19 protein-coding genes are annotated in these 15,648 nt (G+C 61.3%); 9 read left to right on the top strand and 10 right to left on the bottom strand.

Annotated features, from left to right (window positions below; translation table 11 throughout):
• Positions 1–16: 16 nt before the first annotated feature.
• A complete protein-coding gene (locus tag I8N66_RS02975; protein ID WP_291149469.1) occupies positions 17–178 on the bottom strand; it encodes a hypothetical protein in 162 nt (53 codons plus the stop codon).
• 216 nt (positions 179–394) lie between these two features.
• Between I8N66_RS02975 and I8N66_RS02970 the strand changes: the two genes are divergently transcribed.
• From I8N66_RS02970 to I8N66_RS02955, 4 genes are all read left to right on the top strand, one after another.
• A complete protein-coding gene (locus I8N66_RS02970) occupies positions 395–985 on the top strand; it encodes a chromate transporter (RefSeq protein WP_291149466.1) in 591 nt (196 codons plus the stop codon).
• Positions 978–1,517, top strand: a complete 540-nt coding sequence (locus tag I8N66_RS02965) for a chromate transporter (RefSeq protein ID WP_223729551.1) — start codon at positions 978–980, stop codon at positions 1,515–1,517. Before I8N66_RS02970 ends, I8N66_RS02965 begins: the two co-directional genes overlap by 8 nt.
• Positions 1,518–1,674: 157 nt before the next feature.
• Entirely contained in the window at positions 1,675–2,541 is an 867-nt protein-coding gene (locus I8N66_RS02960) for a phosphate ABC transporter substrate-binding protein (protein WP_291149458.1), read from the top strand.
• Between the two features lie 44 nt (positions 2,542–2,585).
• Positions 2,586–3,629, top strand: a complete 1,044-nt coding sequence (locus tag I8N66_RS02955; protein ID WP_291149455.1) for an amidohydrolase family protein — start codon at positions 2,586–2,588, stop codon at positions 3,627–3,629.
• A 23-nt stretch (positions 3,630–3,652) separates the two neighbouring features.
• Here I8N66_RS02955 and I8N66_RS02950 read toward each other — a convergent pair whose 3' ends face one another.
• The gene (locus tag I8N66_RS02950) at positions 3,653–3,946 is read right to left on the bottom strand and encodes a hypothetical protein (protein ID WP_291149453.1); all 294 of its coding nucleotides are present in this window, start codon (positions 3,944–3,946) and stop codon (positions 3,653–3,655) included.
• Between the two features lie 158 nt (positions 3,947–4,104).
• Between I8N66_RS02950 and I8N66_RS02945 the strand changes: the two genes are divergently transcribed.
• The 3 genes from I8N66_RS02945 to I8N66_RS02935 all read left to right on the top strand — a co-directional run bounded on the left by I8N66_RS02945 (position 4,105) and on the right by I8N66_RS02935 (position 6,890).
• On the top strand, positions 4,105–5,214 hold the full coding sequence (locus I8N66_RS02945; protein ID WP_291149451.1) for an alcohol dehydrogenase catalytic domain-containing protein: 1,110 nt from the start codon (positions 4,105–4,107) through the stop codon (positions 5,212–5,214).
• A 23-nt stretch (positions 5,215–5,237) separates the two neighbouring features.
• Positions 5,238–5,915 carry an RraA family protein gene (locus I8N66_RS02940; protein WP_291149448.1) on the top strand — a complete coding sequence of 226 codons (678 nt, stop codon included), beginning with the start codon at positions 5,238–5,240 and terminating at the stop codon, positions 5,913–5,915.
• Positions 5,916–6,029: 114 nt separating this feature from the next.
• On the top strand, positions 6,030–6,890 hold the full coding sequence (locus tag I8N66_RS02935) for an alpha/beta hydrolase (protein WP_291149445.1): 861 nt from the start codon (positions 6,030–6,032) through the stop codon (positions 6,888–6,890).
• Positions 6,891–6,914: 24 nt separating this feature from the next.
• Here the strand turns inward: I8N66_RS02935 and I8N66_RS02930 are convergent, their stop codons facing one another.
• Positions 6,915–7,850 carry a LysR family transcriptional regulator gene (locus tag I8N66_RS02930; protein WP_291149442.1) on the bottom strand — a complete coding sequence of 312 codons (936 nt, stop codon included), beginning with the start codon at positions 7,848–7,850 and terminating at the stop codon, positions 6,915–6,917.
• Between the two features lie 167 nt (positions 7,851–8,017).
• Between I8N66_RS02930 and I8N66_RS02925 the strand changes: the two genes are divergently transcribed.
• Positions 8,018–8,614 (top strand): HupE/UreJ family protein, encoded by a 597-nt coding sequence (locus tag I8N66_RS02925; RefSeq protein WP_291149441.1) that lies wholly within the window; start codon positions 8,018–8,020, stop codon positions 8,612–8,614.
• Positions 8,615–8,770: 156 nt separating this feature from the next.
• Here I8N66_RS02925 and I8N66_RS02920 read toward each other — a convergent pair whose 3' ends face one another.
• The 7 genes from I8N66_RS02920 to I8N66_RS02890 form a co-directional block, all read right to left on the bottom strand.
• Positions 8,771–8,971, bottom strand: coding sequence for a hypothetical protein (locus I8N66_RS02920; RefSeq protein ID WP_291149439.1), 201 nt, complete (start codon positions 8,969–8,971; stop codon positions 8,771–8,773).
• A 177-nt stretch (positions 8,972–9,148) separates the two neighbouring features.
• Entirely contained in the window at positions 9,149–10,084 is a 936-nt protein-coding gene (locus I8N66_RS02915) for an ABC transporter substrate-binding protein (RefSeq protein WP_291149436.1), read from the bottom strand.
• A gap of 229 nt (positions 10,085–10,313) precedes the next feature.
• The gene (locus tag I8N66_RS02910; protein WP_162768701.1) at positions 10,314–11,264 is read right to left on the bottom strand and encodes a LysR family transcriptional regulator; all 951 of its coding nucleotides are present in this window, start codon (positions 11,262–11,264) and stop codon (positions 10,314–10,316) included.
• Positions 11,265–11,293: 29 nt separating this feature from the next.
• Positions 11,294–12,298: an FAD-binding oxidoreductase gene (locus I8N66_RS02905; RefSeq protein WP_291149431.1), complete on the bottom strand. Its 1,005-nt coding sequence runs from the start codon at positions 12,296–12,298 to the stop codon at positions 11,294–11,296.
• A 2-nt stretch (positions 12,299–12,300) separates the two neighbouring features.
• A complete protein-coding gene (locus I8N66_RS02900; protein ID WP_291149428.1) occupies positions 12,301–13,131 on the bottom strand; it encodes an IclR family transcriptional regulator in 831 nt (276 codons plus the stop codon).
• 80 nt (positions 13,132–13,211) lie between these two features.
• A complete protein-coding gene (locus I8N66_RS02895; protein WP_113537008.1) occupies positions 13,212–13,733 on the bottom strand; it encodes a hypothetical protein in 522 nt (173 codons plus the stop codon).
• Between the two features lie 84 nt (positions 13,734–13,817).
• Complete coding sequence (locus tag I8N66_RS02890) at positions 13,818–15,104, bottom strand: Rieske 2Fe-2S domain-containing protein (protein ID WP_113537007.1); 1,287 nt, start codon at positions 15,102–15,104, stop codon at positions 13,818–13,820.
• Positions 15,105–15,330: 226 nt separating this feature from the next.
• Here I8N66_RS02890 and I8N66_RS02885 point away from each other — a divergent pair, with 226 nt between their 5' ends.
• Positions 15,331–15,648, top strand: a complete 318-nt coding sequence (locus I8N66_RS02885; protein ID WP_113537006.1) for a non-heme iron oxygenase ferredoxin subunit — start codon at positions 15,331–15,333, stop codon at positions 15,646–15,648.

Here is a 15,648-nt window from a genome sequence, read left to right as displayed (position 1 = left end):
AAGCAAAAAATTATGCTTAGTCCAGCAGTTTTTGCGCGGGCAGCGTTTGGCAGCCCTTGAGACGGCGATCGGTCAGCGTCACGATTTGTCCAATTTTCTCTATGTATTTCATGAGCTTATAGGTTGGCTTGCGGCGGATGCGTCGGCAAGCCGCGCATGGTTGGAGCTGCGTTTCCAACCCAGGCTCGTTTTCTTATCGACCGCAACCCCGGCAAGCCGGCGCGCCGCGCTAAGTTTTTCTTACTTCGAGGCTAAGCCGAAATGGCGTGGACTTCGCGGCGGCTCGCCTCTTAGCATCTGCTCCAGCGCCGACAGCAGTTTGCCGCGCTTTCCCGGGCCGTGATCACGCCCATCATAAGGTATCAGGCCGACCCGCATCGTTCCCGGAGGAGAGATGGACAAGCCCGTAGGAGAATGCGCGCCAGTCGCGGTTCAACCTGTCCCGGTTCTAGACCTGCTCTCGTCCTTCCTCCGGCTCGGCGCTTCGTCGTTTGGCGGCGGAATGACGGGCTGGACACATCGTGAAATCGTCGAGCGCCGGCGCTGGCTGACGGACCAGGAGTTCCTGCAGACACTGACGATCGCGCAGATCATGCCAGGCGCCAATCCGGTCAACCTCGCCGTCTACATCGGCTTGAAGCTTTCCGGGTTGCGGGGAGCGGCCGCGGCGCTGTGCGGCATGATCATGCCCGCCTTCCTTGCGATCCTGGCCTTAAGCTTTACCTATCAACAGCTGCGCAGCTATCCGGAGGCACAGGCAGTTCTGCGCGGGCTTGCCTGCGTCGGCATCGCCTCGAGCCTGACCATGGGCATAAAGACGGCGCGCCGGCTGAAGCCCCACGTTTTGCCGATCGGCATCGCGATTGCGGTGTTCCTGACAGTCGGCGTCTTGCGCTGGCCTCTCGTCCTGATCGTCGCAGGCGCTATCCCCATCAGTGTCGCCGCCACTTTCTGGCTTGAACGGCGGAGGTCGCATCATGGATGACGGCAAGCTCCTCAATCTCATCATGATGTGCATCCCGCTGTCCCTCGTTTCCTTTGGCGGCGGCCAAACCATCATCGCGAGCCTCCAGCATCAGACCGTCGACGCACAGCACATGCTGAGCGCTGCCCGCTTCACCGATCTTTACGCAATATCGCGAGCGGCACCCGGGCCGGGGACGATGATCGTCTCGCTCATAGGCTGGGAAGTGAGCGGCATTCTGGGCGCGGTGCTCGCGACACTTGCGATCTTTCTGCCGTCATCGATCCTCATTTGCGCCGTCGGAAGCTACTGGCAGCGACACCGAGGCCGTCCCTGGGCAATCGCGGCGGAAAAAGGTCTGGCTCCGGTGGCGGTCGGATTGATCTTTGCGGGTGTCTTCGCCGTAGGCCGCTCCGCGCAGTTCTCGGCGGTCGAATTGGCAACCACTCTTGCGGCCGGCATCGTCCTCCTGCGGACAAAGCTCGGCCCCTACCCGCTGCTGGCAGCGGCCGGTGCCCTCTACTTCATCTTGAGCCTCGCCGGACAGGTCTGAGGCGCACGCATCGTTCGCTGAACACCCCCAGGCTTCTCCTTACAACGGATAATTTTGGCGCGGCGCGATTGACCGCACTCCGATTCACAGTATGATACTTAAAAAAGAACGCTGTTCCATATAAAGGAACACTCTTCTATTTCGGGAGGAAAGGAAGATGGCGCACCCGCTGGTGCTGAAAACGGCGCTTGGAAAGCACGATCACGTCAAGCCACTGAAGGACGGACGCGTCCGCTCGAACCGAGTGGAGTTGGTGTTCGAAGACTTCGAGCCCTTGCCCAAGGCTTTCCGCACGATGGTTCGCGGTGGTGACCTCGACGTTTCGGAAATGGCGATCGTCACGCACCTGCTGGCGCATCACTATGGAAAACCGATCACCGGTCTCGCGATCCCGCTTTGGAGCCGTCTGCCCCACACCAATCTCGTCTGTCCCGCCGCATCGTCAATTGCAGGTCCGCGGAATCTGGCGGGAACCCGGGTCGGCGTGCGGGCATATGCTCAGACCTCCGGCGTTTGGGTCCGCGGTTTCCTCCAGCATGAATATGGCGTCGATCTCGACGGCATCACCTGGGTCACCATGGAAGACGCCCATCTCGGCGAATACCAGGATCCTGCGAACACCGAGCGCAACCGCAGCGAAATGGCGCTTCGCCCCTTGATGCTCTCGGGCGCGCTCGCAGCCATCATGGGTGAGCGCGACGTCGATCCCGCAGGCATTCGCACCGTGATCCCGGACGCGGAGGCGACCGCAGAAGCCTGGATTGCGCGCACCGGTATCGTGCCCATCAATCACACTGTTGCCGTCAAGACGGCGCTCATCGAGGAGCATCCCTGGCTCCCCGGCGAACTGACGGAAATGTTCGAGGAGGCACGCCGCCTGGCTGTCGCCGATGGCGCTGCACCGCCGCCCGCCTACGGGCTTGAGGCAAACAGGGATTCGCTGCAGCTCGCCTTTGCCTATTCCGCCGAGCAAGGCATCACGCCGCGCACCTATGACGCCCGCGAGCTCTACCCCGCGATCTGACGTTCGGCTCCGCGCCCCATGAAATGGCATTCAAGGATATCGCCATGATCATCGACATTCACGGACACTACACGACCGAGCCGCAAGCTCTGCACCTGTTCCGCGACCGGCAGCTCGCTGGCCTCGCGGATCCGATGCGCCGTCCGCTCACCACCGATCTCGGCATCACCGACGAGATGCTACTGAAGTCCGTTGAGCCGCAATTGGCATTCCAGAGGGAACGCGGCAGCGACCTGACGATTTTCTCTCCGCGCGCCGCCGGCATGGCCCATCATGTCGGCACGGAAGCCGTCAGCATGCAGTGGTCGCAAATGTCCAATGATTTGATCCACCGTATCTGCACGCTCCTGCCGGACAACTTTGCAGCGGTCGGACAGTTGCCCCAGCATCCCGGCGCGCCGCCGAAGAACTGTATCCCTGAACTCGAGCGTATCGTCACCGAACTCGGGTTCGTCGGCGTCAACCTCAACCCCGACCCATCCGGTGGCTATTGGACCGACCCACCGCTCACCGACCGCCAATGGTATCCGCTCTACGAAAAGCTCTGTGAACTCGACGTTCCGGCCATGATCCATGTGACGTCGTCCTGCAATCCTTGTTTCCATCACACGGGGGCGCATTACATCAACGGCGACACGACGGCCTTCATGCAGTTGATACAGGGCGACCTGTTCAAGGACTTCCCGACGCTGAGGTTCGTGATCCCGCATGGCGGCGGGGCGGTACCGTTCCATTGGGGGCGCTACCGCGGTCTGGCGCAGGAAATGAAGAAGCCGCTCCTTACGGATCACCTGCTCAACAACGTCTTCTTCGACACATGCGTCTACCACTATCCGGGCATCGAGCTGATGGCCAAGGTCATCCCGATCGACAACATTCTGTTCGCGTCCGAAATGCTCGGCGCGGTCAAGGGCATCGATCCGCAGACAGGCCACCACTACGACGACACCAAGCGCTACATCGACCAGCTGACGACGCTCGACGAAGAAAGCCGCTACAAGGTCTTTGAAGGCAACGCACGGCGCGTCTATCCGCGCCTCGATGCGCAGCTCACCAAACGCGGGCGCCCAGGCTGGGCCGGACGTTAGCCATGGTCGCCGCGTCTTTTTCGTCAGCAGCAGGACATGTCGCCGTCGGACAGGATCGCATCCTTCATCCAGTACGGCGGCAGGTCGTCTTCGGTGACGTCTGCAACACGTTTGAAAGCCTTGAACTGATGGCGTCGGTCGGGCGCGGTCCAGAAGGCGACGATGGTCTCCAGTGGCGGGCATCCGGGAAGGCCACACGCAACCTCGGACACCACGACCACGACGTCCTCGTCCAGCGAAAAGCGTTCACGCGTCCAGGCCTTCACCCGGCGGGTGGCAGCGAGCGCTTCGGAACGGTCTGCAGACGATTTGAGCATGGTTTCGATCCTGGCCTGCCGACATTAAAGGCGGATGGCATCCCAATACTTAGAGGGCCGGCATCCGGCCTGTCAAAAACCAATTCGGAAAAACCAACCGGGCGAAAACGGCATGCCGGGCATGCCCGCCGTCGGACAGCACTCGAAAGGATGAAGAGATGACGCAACAGGTACTCGCAGCGGTCCGCACCGGCCCGGGGAAGATGGAAATGCGCGAATTCCCCATGCCCGACATCCCGGAAGACGCTGCCCTACTGAAGATGGAAGTCGCCGGCATTTGCGGCACCGACGTCAAGCTGTTCAAAAGCCCGCCGAACAATGCGCCCACCATCATGGGTCACGAGAACATCGGCTACATCGCCAAGGCTGGTCGTGAATTCACCCGCCGCAAGGGCTTCAAGGAAGGCGACCTCGTCTTCGTCGAGCACTACGTCATGTGCGGCAAATGCCAATGGTGCCACCAGGGCCAGTATCGCCATTGCGAAAATACCGACTGGCGCAACAATCCCGAAGGCATTCGCTATGGCTATACCTCGGCCGAACGCGCGCCGCACCTGTGGGGCGGTTTCGCCCAATATGTCTATCTGCCGTGGAACGCAGTGGTTCACCGCGTACCCAAGGGCGTGACGCCCGAACTCGCCGGTCTTGTCACTCCAATGGCCAACGGCGTCGAATGGTCGCTCTTCGACGCGGGCGTCGGCTATAATTCCACCGTGCTCATCCAGGGGCCGGGCCAGCAGGGCCTGTCGCAGACCGTGGTCTGCAAGCAGGCAGGCGCCTCGCTCATCATCGTGACGGGAACGACGAAGGACGCCGCCCGGCTGGAGGTCGCCAAGGCGCTTGGAGCCGATTATGTCATCGACGTTCAGCAGGAAGACCCTCTCGCCCGTATCATGGAGATCACCGGCGGAAAGGGTGTCGATATCTCCCTCGACTGCACGGCCGGCGCCGGCACGATCCCGATCCTCCTCGGCGTGGAGGCATTGAAGCGGAAGGCCGGCACTATCCTCGTCCAGGGCGAGATGAAGGAGTTCCCGAACTTCCCCCTTGAAAAGGTGACCACCAAGGCGATCACCATCAAGAGCGCCCGCGGCCACAGCTACCTCGCCTGTGAGCTTGCTCTTGAGCAGATTGCCTCCAACCGGTTCCCTCTGGAAAAGATCACCACCCATACCTTCGGGCTCAAGGATGCAGACCTCGCCATCCGCTCCGTCGGCGGCCACGGCGTGCCCGACGTCATCCACGCATCGCTGATGCCGTGGATGTGACCGGGCCTGCGGGAGGAATGGAAATGACGCTTGGTTTCCGAATTGTCGAACGTCGCCGGCGCGTGAGCGCCGAAACGATCGAGTTGTTTCGCGATGTCCCCGTCGCAAATGTCAGCGACGTCATGTCTCGCATGTCTGCAGCGGGACCGGATCTTCGCCCGCTCCACGCCGGCGGCGTGCTTGCGGGTGCCGCCTTCACGGTCAAGACAAGGCCGGGTGACAATCTGATGATCCACAAGGCCCTGCTGATGGCTGGTCCCGGTGACGTGATCGTCGTCGATGCCGGCGGAGACCTCACCAACGCGCTTGTGGGCGAGCTGATGCTCTCCCACGCGCGCGCCATTGGCACCCACGGTGTGGTCATCAACGGCGCCGTCAGGGACTACGGCTGGATCAGGACCAACAGCTTCCCGGTCTTTGCCGCCGGCATCACGCATCGCGGTCCCTACAAGGACGGCCCCGGAGAGATCAACGTACCGATCTCCATCGGAGGGATGATCATCGAACCCGGCGATCTGATCCTCGGCGACGAGGATGGCCTGGTCTGCGTTCCCCACGATGACACCGGCCGGATTCATGCCCTTGCGAAGTCCAAGAACGAAGCAGAGGCAAAGACACTCGCCAATACGCTCGCTGGTAAACTCGACCCGAAGCTTTGGGTCGACGACTGCCTGCGCCAGCTCGGTTGCGAAGGCGTTTAGCATCGAGCCGGCCTGCAGGTCCGTTTCGAACAGGAAACCTGGCGCGGCATCCGCCGGCCGGGGATGCGCGCGGCTGGACGATGACGCCGTGCATAACGAATGTGAGGTTTGATCATGGCAACGACGACGATCGATGGAATTGCAACTCGCTACGAGGTGCTCGGTTCGGGACCGCCGCTGTTGATGTATTCGCCGGGTGGATTTGACGCGACGCTGGAGAAATGGCGGACGCAGGGCATCTATGCCGAGATCCAGTTTCTGGATCAACTACCGAATCATTTTACCTGCATCACCTTCGACCGGCGCGAGACCGGGCAATCCGGAGGACGCGTTGAGCGGGTGACATGGTCGGATTACGTGCGGCAGGGCAAGGGGCTGCTGCACCATCTGGGCTTCGACAAGGCCTTCCTGATGGGGGGCTGCATGGGCTGCAGTGTCGCCGCCGCCTTCGCCGTCGAGCATCCGGAAACGGTTCTCGGCAACGTGCTGTTCTGGCCGGTGGGCGGCGCACGTTACCGCATGGCAGGCCACCAGCGCTTTGCCGAACACCTGACTTTCGTTCACCAAAACGGCCTTGAGGCCGTCGTGACGCTCGCCGGCGAAAGCAACAAGCCCTTCGGCGCGGACCCGCGTAGCGGACCGTGGGTTTCGGTGCTGCGGCACGACAAGGAGTTCGCCGCTCGCTATGTTCGCCAGAACGTCGATCACTACAAGGTGCTCGTCGCAGGCATGGTGCGCACACTGCTCGACCGCGACACCGCGCCCGGCGCCGAGCCGGAAGACCTGTTGCGGCTCGATATACCCACGCTCATCATCCCCGGCGCGGACGCGTCCCATGCCACGTCCGCTGCTCGCTACTTCCAGGAGTGCATTCCCGGCTCCGAATATTGGGATGTCCCGGTTTCGGGCCAAACCTCGACAGCCACGAACGCACGGGTGATCGAGTTTCTGCGCAAGGTCGCCGGCACCGCCTGATCGTCCACGGGGGACGCATCCCCGTCAGGCGGATGCGTCTTCCAGCCCGAAGAAATCCGGCAGGAACTTTTCCCCCTCGCTTGAGAGGAAGTTTTCGAAGGCGGCAATCAGCGGCGTCATTGCTCGGTCCGTCCGGGTGACGGCAAACCATTGCCGCCGAATGGGCAGGCCGATTACATCGAGGATCGCAAGCTTTCCGGCCTGAACCTCCGCCGCCACACTATGGGCGGCGAGAAAGGCCACGCCATTGTCGGAAAGTATCGCCCGCTTGATGTCTTCGATCGACTCCATCTCGGTGTTCGGGCCATCCGCACGCCCGGGGATTTCGCTCATGAAACGGTCGAAGAAGATGCGTGTCCCGGAATCCGGACTGCGAAGATAGAAATGCTCTCGCGCAATTTCCGCTTTTGAGATTGCATGCTTTCCGACCAGCGGGTGGTGGCGCGCGCTCACGGCGACGAGAGAATGCTCGCCGAAGATCGCCGCACGAACCGAAAACTCCCTGGGCGGCCGGCCGAGCAGCGCGACGTCGATCGTACGGTTGCGAAGACGCTCGACCGTTTCGGCCCGCCGCTCGATGAACAGTTCAAGGTTGACGTCCGGATAGGTGGCCGCAAAGGCGCTGATCATCGGCTCGGCAAAATACTTGACCGTCGAGACGGCGCCGACGGCGATGTGGCCGCGCTTTACTCCCTTGAAAGCGTCGAGTTCTTCACCGAGTTGAGCAAGCCGCTCCTCAATGTCGCGCGCAGCGGAAAGAACAGCATGGCCCGCCTCGGTCGGAAACATGCCGTGCGCCATCCGATCGAACAGAGGAATTCCGGCTTCGGCCTCGATCTGCTTGAGCTGCAGCGTCACGGCAGGCGCCGTCAGACCAAGCACTTTCGCAGCGCCGACGATCTTACCGTGTTTCTCGATCGCACGCACAGACTTCAGCTGGCGAAAAGTGATGTTTTTCATAGGCGGACAATAGAAAAACTTAATGCGGAGGTAAAGAGATTAAAATTTACTTTCCCTTGGAGATGGCCGATCTTCAATGTCAGCAGAGTAACCCCTTACGACAAATCGCGCCGCTGTCGAGCGCCTGGGATCTGCAGAATCATTCGAAACATCAAGGGAATCGAGAAATGAAAGCAGCAATCAGGAGCGGTCTGCTGGCCTTGGCCACCGCATCTCTTCCAGCCGTCGCCTATGCTCACACCGGGATCGGCCCGGCAGGCGGGCTTGGCCATGGCTTCATGCACCCGGTGGGCGGCCTTGATCACGTTCTCGCAATGGTTGCCGTCGGCATGTTTGCCGCCATCCTTGGCGGGCGAGCACTCTGGCTGGTGCCGGCAAGCTTCGTCGCGATGATGGCAGTCGGTGGCCTTCTCGGCATGGAAGGCGTCGCCGTTCCCTTTGTCGAAACCGGAATCGCAGCATCCGTGGTCGTGCTCGGTCTTGTCGTTGCCTTGCGGTGGAACGCACCCACTGTCGCAGCAATGGGCATTGTCGGCCTCTTCGCGATTTTCCACGGCTACGCACATGGCGCAGAAATGCCGCTTGATGCTTCCGGCCAGCAGTACGCGATCGGCTTCATGGCGGCGACGGCCCTCCTGCATATCGCCGGCATCGGCATTGGCAGCATCATCGCTCGCTTGAGCGGCCGCGCCACAACCGCCATGCGCTTCGGCGGCGGCGCGATGGCACTGGCGGGCGTCGGCCTTCTGGCGGGCTACATCTGATCGCGTCCTGATCGCCCCGCAGGGCGCGGCGTGTTGCAAACCAAGCTTCGCCGCAAGCACAAAAAAAAGCCGCCTCGGTTGAGGCGGCTTTTTTATTCGTCTGTTCACGCATCTTCCGCAGCAGGATGGCGGAAGGATCCAGGAAGAGACATTCAATCAGGCGCGCTTGACGGCCCGGCGGAATGCGGCCTCGTCGAGACCGAGCGTGTGAAGTGCGCTGGCGGAAGGAGTGCGACGTTCGCGCGTGGCAGCAGCGCATTCCTGCGCAGCGTTGAACAGGCTCATGCCATTCTTGAAACCACCAAACATGCTGCTGACCCAGTTCGTGTTTGCGTAGCGCGCGACCATCGTCGTCATATCTCATCTCTCCGTTGTATATGCAGAGCATATAATGCTGCAGCGCAACAAAGAAAAGAGCAACGCACACAGCCCTGCCATGCGGCTACCGCATGGCAGGGCGAGGGCAATTATTGCCGAGGCCAAGATATTGTTTTCAAATCGATCCTGGCGATCGTGGCCGGCCTGGGCCGGTCGTCAGATGACGAAGCTTTCCATGGTCTCCGGCGCGAAGATATCCTCCGCGCAAAGCTGCCGTTTCGACAGTCCTTGCTCGTAGGAATAGCGAAGGAAGGTATCGAGCGTTTGCCGGTTCTGTTTGAATCCATAGCTCCAATAGTCGTCCCCCATCAGCCGCCTCGCCTCCTCGACGTGGGCGCTGAGCCAGGGCAGCATGACCTTCAGGGCTGCCGTCTCCTGCAGGTCGCGGTAGACTCGGCGCTGGGCTTCCCCAAAGGCCTTGTAGAGCGATTGCGCGATCCAGCGATGGGCTTCATAGAGTTCGCGGCGTATGACGATCGTATGCATGATCGGGAATATGTTCGTCTTGCGGAAGTAGGCCCGCTCGACCTCGACGAAGTTCTCGAACAGACGCCGCACCTGCCCCGATGGTCCGCCATAGGAAGAGGGCTTGCGCGCGGTGTAGAGCGCATCGATGTCACCATCCCTCAACATCGTCGAGAGGGTCTGATCCGGCCCGAGCCGCTTCAAGCGGATATGCTCCGGCAGGTCGAGCGGAAGCTTTTCCGGTCGGTTCGGTTGTTCCTCACCACCGGCGAAATAGGTCACGTCGTCGACCTTGACGCCATATTCGTCCGATAGGATGCCTCTGATCCATACGGGCGCGGTCATCTGGTATTCCGGCGTTCCGACCCGTTTTCCAACAAGATCTCGCGGTTCACCGATGCCGGCATTCGCGTTCACATAAATCGAGGAATGCCGGAAGAAGCGCGACGGGAACACCGGAATGGCCACGAATGGTCGTGGCTCTGAAAAACACGACATCACATAGGACGACAGGGACATCTCCGCGATGTCGAACTCCCGATGACGCAGCATGCGGAAGAAGGTTTCTTCGACCGGCATGTTCAAAAAGACAAGATCTATACCGTCGGGAGCGATCGTCTTGTCCATGAGGGGGCGCATCCGGTCGTAATCCCAACAACCGAACGACAAACGTAGCAGCGAACTCAGAATCTTCTCCCTGGCATCCCGAGGACGGAGCTGCCAACCGACGGCAGTCCCCCACATGGGTTGGACTACCAGCGGTCCGTCGCAGCTTCCTCTCCCGTCCTCCCGTTTCGATGGTGCCGATCATCGAACGCACGGAAGCGGATGTCCAAGATAAAACCTATAGGCTTGCTCAAACGAAATCCGCTTGCTCGACCGGCAAGAGCCTGTCGATCGTATGCGCATAGGGGCCAACCTCCACCGTCAGCCGATCGACCATACGGTCAATGAATGCGAGGAACGGCCGCTCGTCGGCAAAGCCACGGTGGCTCGGATGCGCAAGGAAAAGCGTGCGCTTCACGGCCGGCCGCGCGATGCGGCGGGCCGTGATCAGGCCTTTCTTCACCTCTTCGGCCACAATCCCGTAGGGCATGATGCTCTGCGCCACCCCATGCAACACCAGAGCCTTGATCGCCTCGTTGGACTGCACCTGATAGGTGATCTTCACGTCGACGGAGAGCCTTGACGCCGTTTCCTGCACGCGCTTCCAGATGATGTCCCGGTTGGAGACAAGGGCAAGGTCACCGGCGACGGCCTGGCGGAAGGAGATATCGCCCTCCTCATCCTTGCCGCTTGGCGCGGCGACATGAAGGAGCTCCTCTTCAAGCAACGCGACCCGGCGAACGCCGGGATTGTCCTCGATGTCATAGGCAAGCACATAGTCGAGCTCGCCTCGTTCCAACGCATCCGTCAGCACGAAGCTCAGCTCTTCGACCACCTCAAGCGCGATATTGGGCAGCTGTGCGTTGGCGGCAACAAGCAGTTCGGTGCCGATCAGCTTCAGGATGCTCGGCGTCGCTCCGAAGCGGATACGGACCTTCTCGCCCCCAAGCGCAATCAGATCGCGCCGCGTTTCCTCGATACGCTGCAGTATCTCGATTGCCCGCTCGTAAAGCAGCATTCCGGCGGGCGTCGCGCTCACGCCGCGGGAATGCCGGTCTAGGAGCTGGATTTGCAGGTTGTCCTCCAGATTTCGGATCTGGATACCGAGGGCGGTCTGCGCGAGGTTCAGTTGTTCAGCCGCGCGCGTGATGTTCCCGACTTCGACGACCTTCACGAAATAGGCAAGTTGGCGCAGCTTCATTGCATGTCCCAGCATGTGATTGTGCCGTCTCAGTAGAACTGATCAAAATGAACCTGGGCCGACGGTACGCCGAGGTCAATTAGCATTTTCTGGATCGCCTGCCCCATCAACGGGGGACCGGCAAAATAGATCTCGCAATCGCGAAGCCTGTCGCCAAACAGCCGTTCTGCGGCTTCGTGGACAAAGCCGCGATGGCCGGGCCAGGCACCATCGTCGCCGTTCGACACGACCGGATGATAGCGGATGTGGGTACCGAAACGCGGCAGCTCCGACAGCATGTCTTCACCGCAGATGTCGCGTGCGGTACGCCCGCCATAGACGAAATCGATGGAACGCCCGGAAAAACGCGCCGAAGCGGCGGCCGCACGCGCGACCGAGATCATCGGCGAGAGACCCGACCCGCCGGCAAGACAGATGATGTCCCGCTCTGCCTCCTCGCGAAAATAGGCCATTCCGTAGGGACCATCGACGCCGATCCGCGCACCAATTTGAAGGGCATCGAAAAGCTTGGCCGTCGCCAAGCCATTCGGCACGCGCCTCACCTGGAAGTGCCATTCGCCGGCGTCGTTATCGATGTTTGCCATGGAGTAGGCCCGATTGCCCTGCACGCCCGGAAGGTCGAGGAGAGCATACTGGCCGGCCAGAAAATGGACGGGCCGATCGAGTTTGAAGCGGAATTCACGTATATCGTGGGTGATATCGCGAACGGCCGAAAGTGTGGCGAACTGGCGAATCGGCGGGAAATGGCTCGCATATTGCGGCATGAACCTGAGTTTGACGACGCAGTCGCCCAGGGGGCGGGCCTGGCAACCGAGCCGGCGTCCTCTTTCCCGATCACGCTCGCTCAGCCCCGGTGCGTCGGCGCGCATCTCGACGATGTCGCCTTCCAGGAGGTCGAAACGGCAATTGCCGCAGGAACCGACGTTGCATTCGTAGGGAAAGCCCAGCCCGGCCCTGAGGGCCGATCGCATGATCGTATCATCGTCTGCGCACTGCCACTTTGTCTCGCTTCCCTGGACTGCAATCGTCGGCATCGTCAACTCCCTAGGTCATGCTGGTAGGCCGCCGTGTAACCAAGGCGGGATGAAATGGACGCGACCGCGGCAAGAAGCGGCTGCGAAAATCCTTCAAGGGCCTCGATCGAGAGGCGCTGCAGAGGGCCTGCGATGCCGACCGCGCCGATGACGGCACCGGTGGAATCGCGAACGGGTGCCGCGATCCCACGGATACCCGGCTCGTTTTCTTCGTCTTCGAGCGCAAAGCCACGCTCGCGCACCTCAGCGAAAATCGCGCGCAATCGCTCCGGATCCGTGACCGATTTCGGGGTGCGACGCTTGAGCTGACCGGTCAGTACCTGGTCCACAACGGCGGGGCTCGCGAAGGCGTAGATCGCTCTGCCGACCGCGCTGCAATGGGCGGGCTTGCGCGCACCGAGATCCGATTTCATCGCCAGCGCCTGCGGGCTTTCGAGATCGTAGATATGCATGACTTCGCCATCCGAGGGGATGCCGAGAATGATCGTCTCGCCCGTCAGTTTTCTGAGATCGAACAGATACGGGCGCGCCTCGTTCGGCAGATCCATGCGCCGACGCACGAGCGTGCCGAGCGCGAAAAGACCAACGCCCAGGCGATAACGCTCCGTCTGCGGGTTTTGCTCGAGAAGCCCCTCGGAAACCAGGGTCTGAGCAAGCCGGTGTACGGTGCTCTTCGCCACTTTGAGCTTCTTCGCGAGCGCGCTCACACCGATTTCCGCTTCGTTCTCGGTAAAGGCCTTCAAGAGGTGGATGGCGGTCGCCACCGACGAAAGGCGGTTTCGGGTGGCGGGGCCCTTGTCTTGCTGCGCAGTCTGGTTCTTGGGTGCGTTCATGATCAGGTCATCCGATTGTAGGCTCGTGGCTCGTCCATAACACGATTACGCTGGTATCCGGCAACGCCGCCCGACCGATCTCAAACCCTCAAGGCACTCAGCATCTCGCCGACATATTCGTCGCCATTGGAAATCACGAGCATGGCCGCGAATGGACGCATGTTGGAGAGTGTGCGCGACAGCACTTCGTAGGCCACGTCGGGCGCGCTCAGCACCAGGCCAGTGGCCAGCTTGTTGCGCACGAAACAGGCATTCCCGATGACTTCGGCCGCCTCCGCGGCATTGCCGGCCGTCGTCACCATCACCACCACGTCCGCATCCGCGAGCTCGTCGACAAGGCTGGAGCGTTTGCCGTCCAGGTCCTCGAGCTCCGCGTCGACGGACAGCATGTGCAGCGTATCGCTCGCCGGCTTGGGTGCCACGTAGCTGAGGAAGCGCGCACCGTTCCAGGCGAGGCCGGCAAGGTTGCGGAGTGTCTTGAGACTTGCCGAATCCAGCGCGATGATCCGCGACTTGCGGGGCCGCGAATTGGGATAGCTGATACGGAAGCAGGCTTCCTCCGCCGTGCTGAAGCGCGCACTCTCGCTCATTCCGAGCTGCATAGATGTTCTCCTCCGTTCCGAAGACCCATGTCCCTGAGTTGCGGCCGCCGACTCCCACGAATAAGTGCCGGCGGCGCCTTTCGATCAGACGCTTGTCGGTGCCTTGCCCTCGATGACGACGAGCGCCTCTTCGGCGACATCGACATAGGATTTTTCGACCGGCAGGACGATTGCCGCGGAGCGGACACGGTGATGGGCCGGATCCACGCCGGGAGGCGTGACGGCCTTGTCACGCAGCGCCCGCGCCGCCTTCATCAGGCGATGGCGGGCCATGATGATGCCGTTGTCGGTCGACACGAGGTTTTCTTTCGAGCGATCGACGATCGGCCCCATGCTTTCCTGCAACGAGGCATCCTGCATGGCGATGCCTTCTACGCCGGAATAGGTGGTGCCCTTACGCTGGGCCTCGCGGTCCATCAGGTAGTCGTTGTCCTTGTTGGCGAGAGGGCGATAGGTGCCCGGAACATAGGCCACGTGAATGCCCTTGCCGTCGATCATTGCCTGCCGCTCTTCCTGCGTCAGAGCGCGCTCCGGACGATAGTCGAAGCTCCAGGCCCAACAGTTCTCGTCGTCGATCGGTATCCAGAAGTGTCCATGAACCGGGTGGTTTCCGCGCGGCGGCACCATGGTGAACGACGGCATGACCCACGGCGTGACCCGCCAGTAATAGTGCCCCTCCTCCGCATTGCGCCGCGCGCCGATATAGAGGCCGCCGGCGCTATCGGTCACTTCGAAGAAGGGACGGGAATCGGACATGTTGTACTTGTTGCCGCGCGCGCCTTTGAAAAGCGGGTCGCTGTTGAGGCTGCCGCTGTGCAGCCACGAGACGTGGCTGGAGTCGATGCCGCCTTCCATGGCCTGCAGCCAGTTGCACTCCTGCCACCGCTTCGACGTGAAGGTCTGCTCCGAAGGAACAAGCGAGAATTCCCATTCGGGATGGGGCGGCTGCTTGTCGGCCGGCCCCATATAGGTCCACAGGATGTCTCCGATCTTGACCAGCGGATAGTTCTTCAGCTTGATCTTGCCGCAGTAGCCGCTTTCCTTCGGCTCCGAAGGAACTTCCGTGCACTGTCCGGTGTGGTCGTATTTCCACCCATGGTATGGGCAGCGCAGGCCGCCCTGCTCGTTGCGACCGAACCAGAGCGAGACGCCGCGATGCGCGCAGAACTCGTCGATAAGGCCATAGCGCCCTTCGCTGTCGCGAAATGCCAGCAGACGCTCACCAAGCAGCTTGACCCGAACCGGCGCGCAATCGTTGTCCGGCAATTCCTCGGCAAGCAACGCCGGGATCCAGTAGCAGCGGAACATATCGCCCATCGGCGTGCCCGGACCCGTCTGGGTCAGTAGATCGTTCTGTTCCTTCTTGAGCATTTCTCTCCTCCAGATCGAAGCTGCCCGTGCAGCATCGTTTCCCTGTCGCCCCGGATCCGCAGCTGTTGCCCGAGGGCTGGCTGCTGGAAATTCGGGTTGACGTTCTTGAATGATCGTCTATCCTGTGACCGTTCCTTCATACGGAACGCCGTTTCTTTTTAAGGAACGTACTCGCCCAACGGGGCGTCGTCAAGCGCCGCCTGAATCTCAGAGGAGGAACTGCAAAATGGCCGAGGCATGCACCACAATCCGGTTGTGTTCGACGAGCGAGGTGGATTGGGACAGCGCCATTCGCGTTGAGGAGGGTGACCTCGTCCTCGCCGTATTCAACGTCAACGGCGTGTTCTACGTGACCGACGACCTGTGCACGCACGGCCCTGGCTCGCTGTCGGAAGGCTATCTCGACGGCCACACGATCGAATGCGACTTCCACAACGGCGCGTTCGACCTGCGCACCGGCGAAGTCGTCGCGCCGCCGTGCATGGTCCCGGTAAAAACCTACAAGGTGGTCATCGAGGACGATCACGTGCTGATCGAGGTCTAG

Source organism: Ensifer sp. SSB1, assembly GCF_016652895.1.
In the GTDB taxonomy this organism is placed as follows: domain Bacteria; phylum Pseudomonadota; class Alphaproteobacteria; order Rhizobiales; family Rhizobiaceae; genus Ensifer.
Note: the sequence above shows the minus strand (reverse complement) of the source record. Positions and strands in the feature narration are given on the sequence as shown.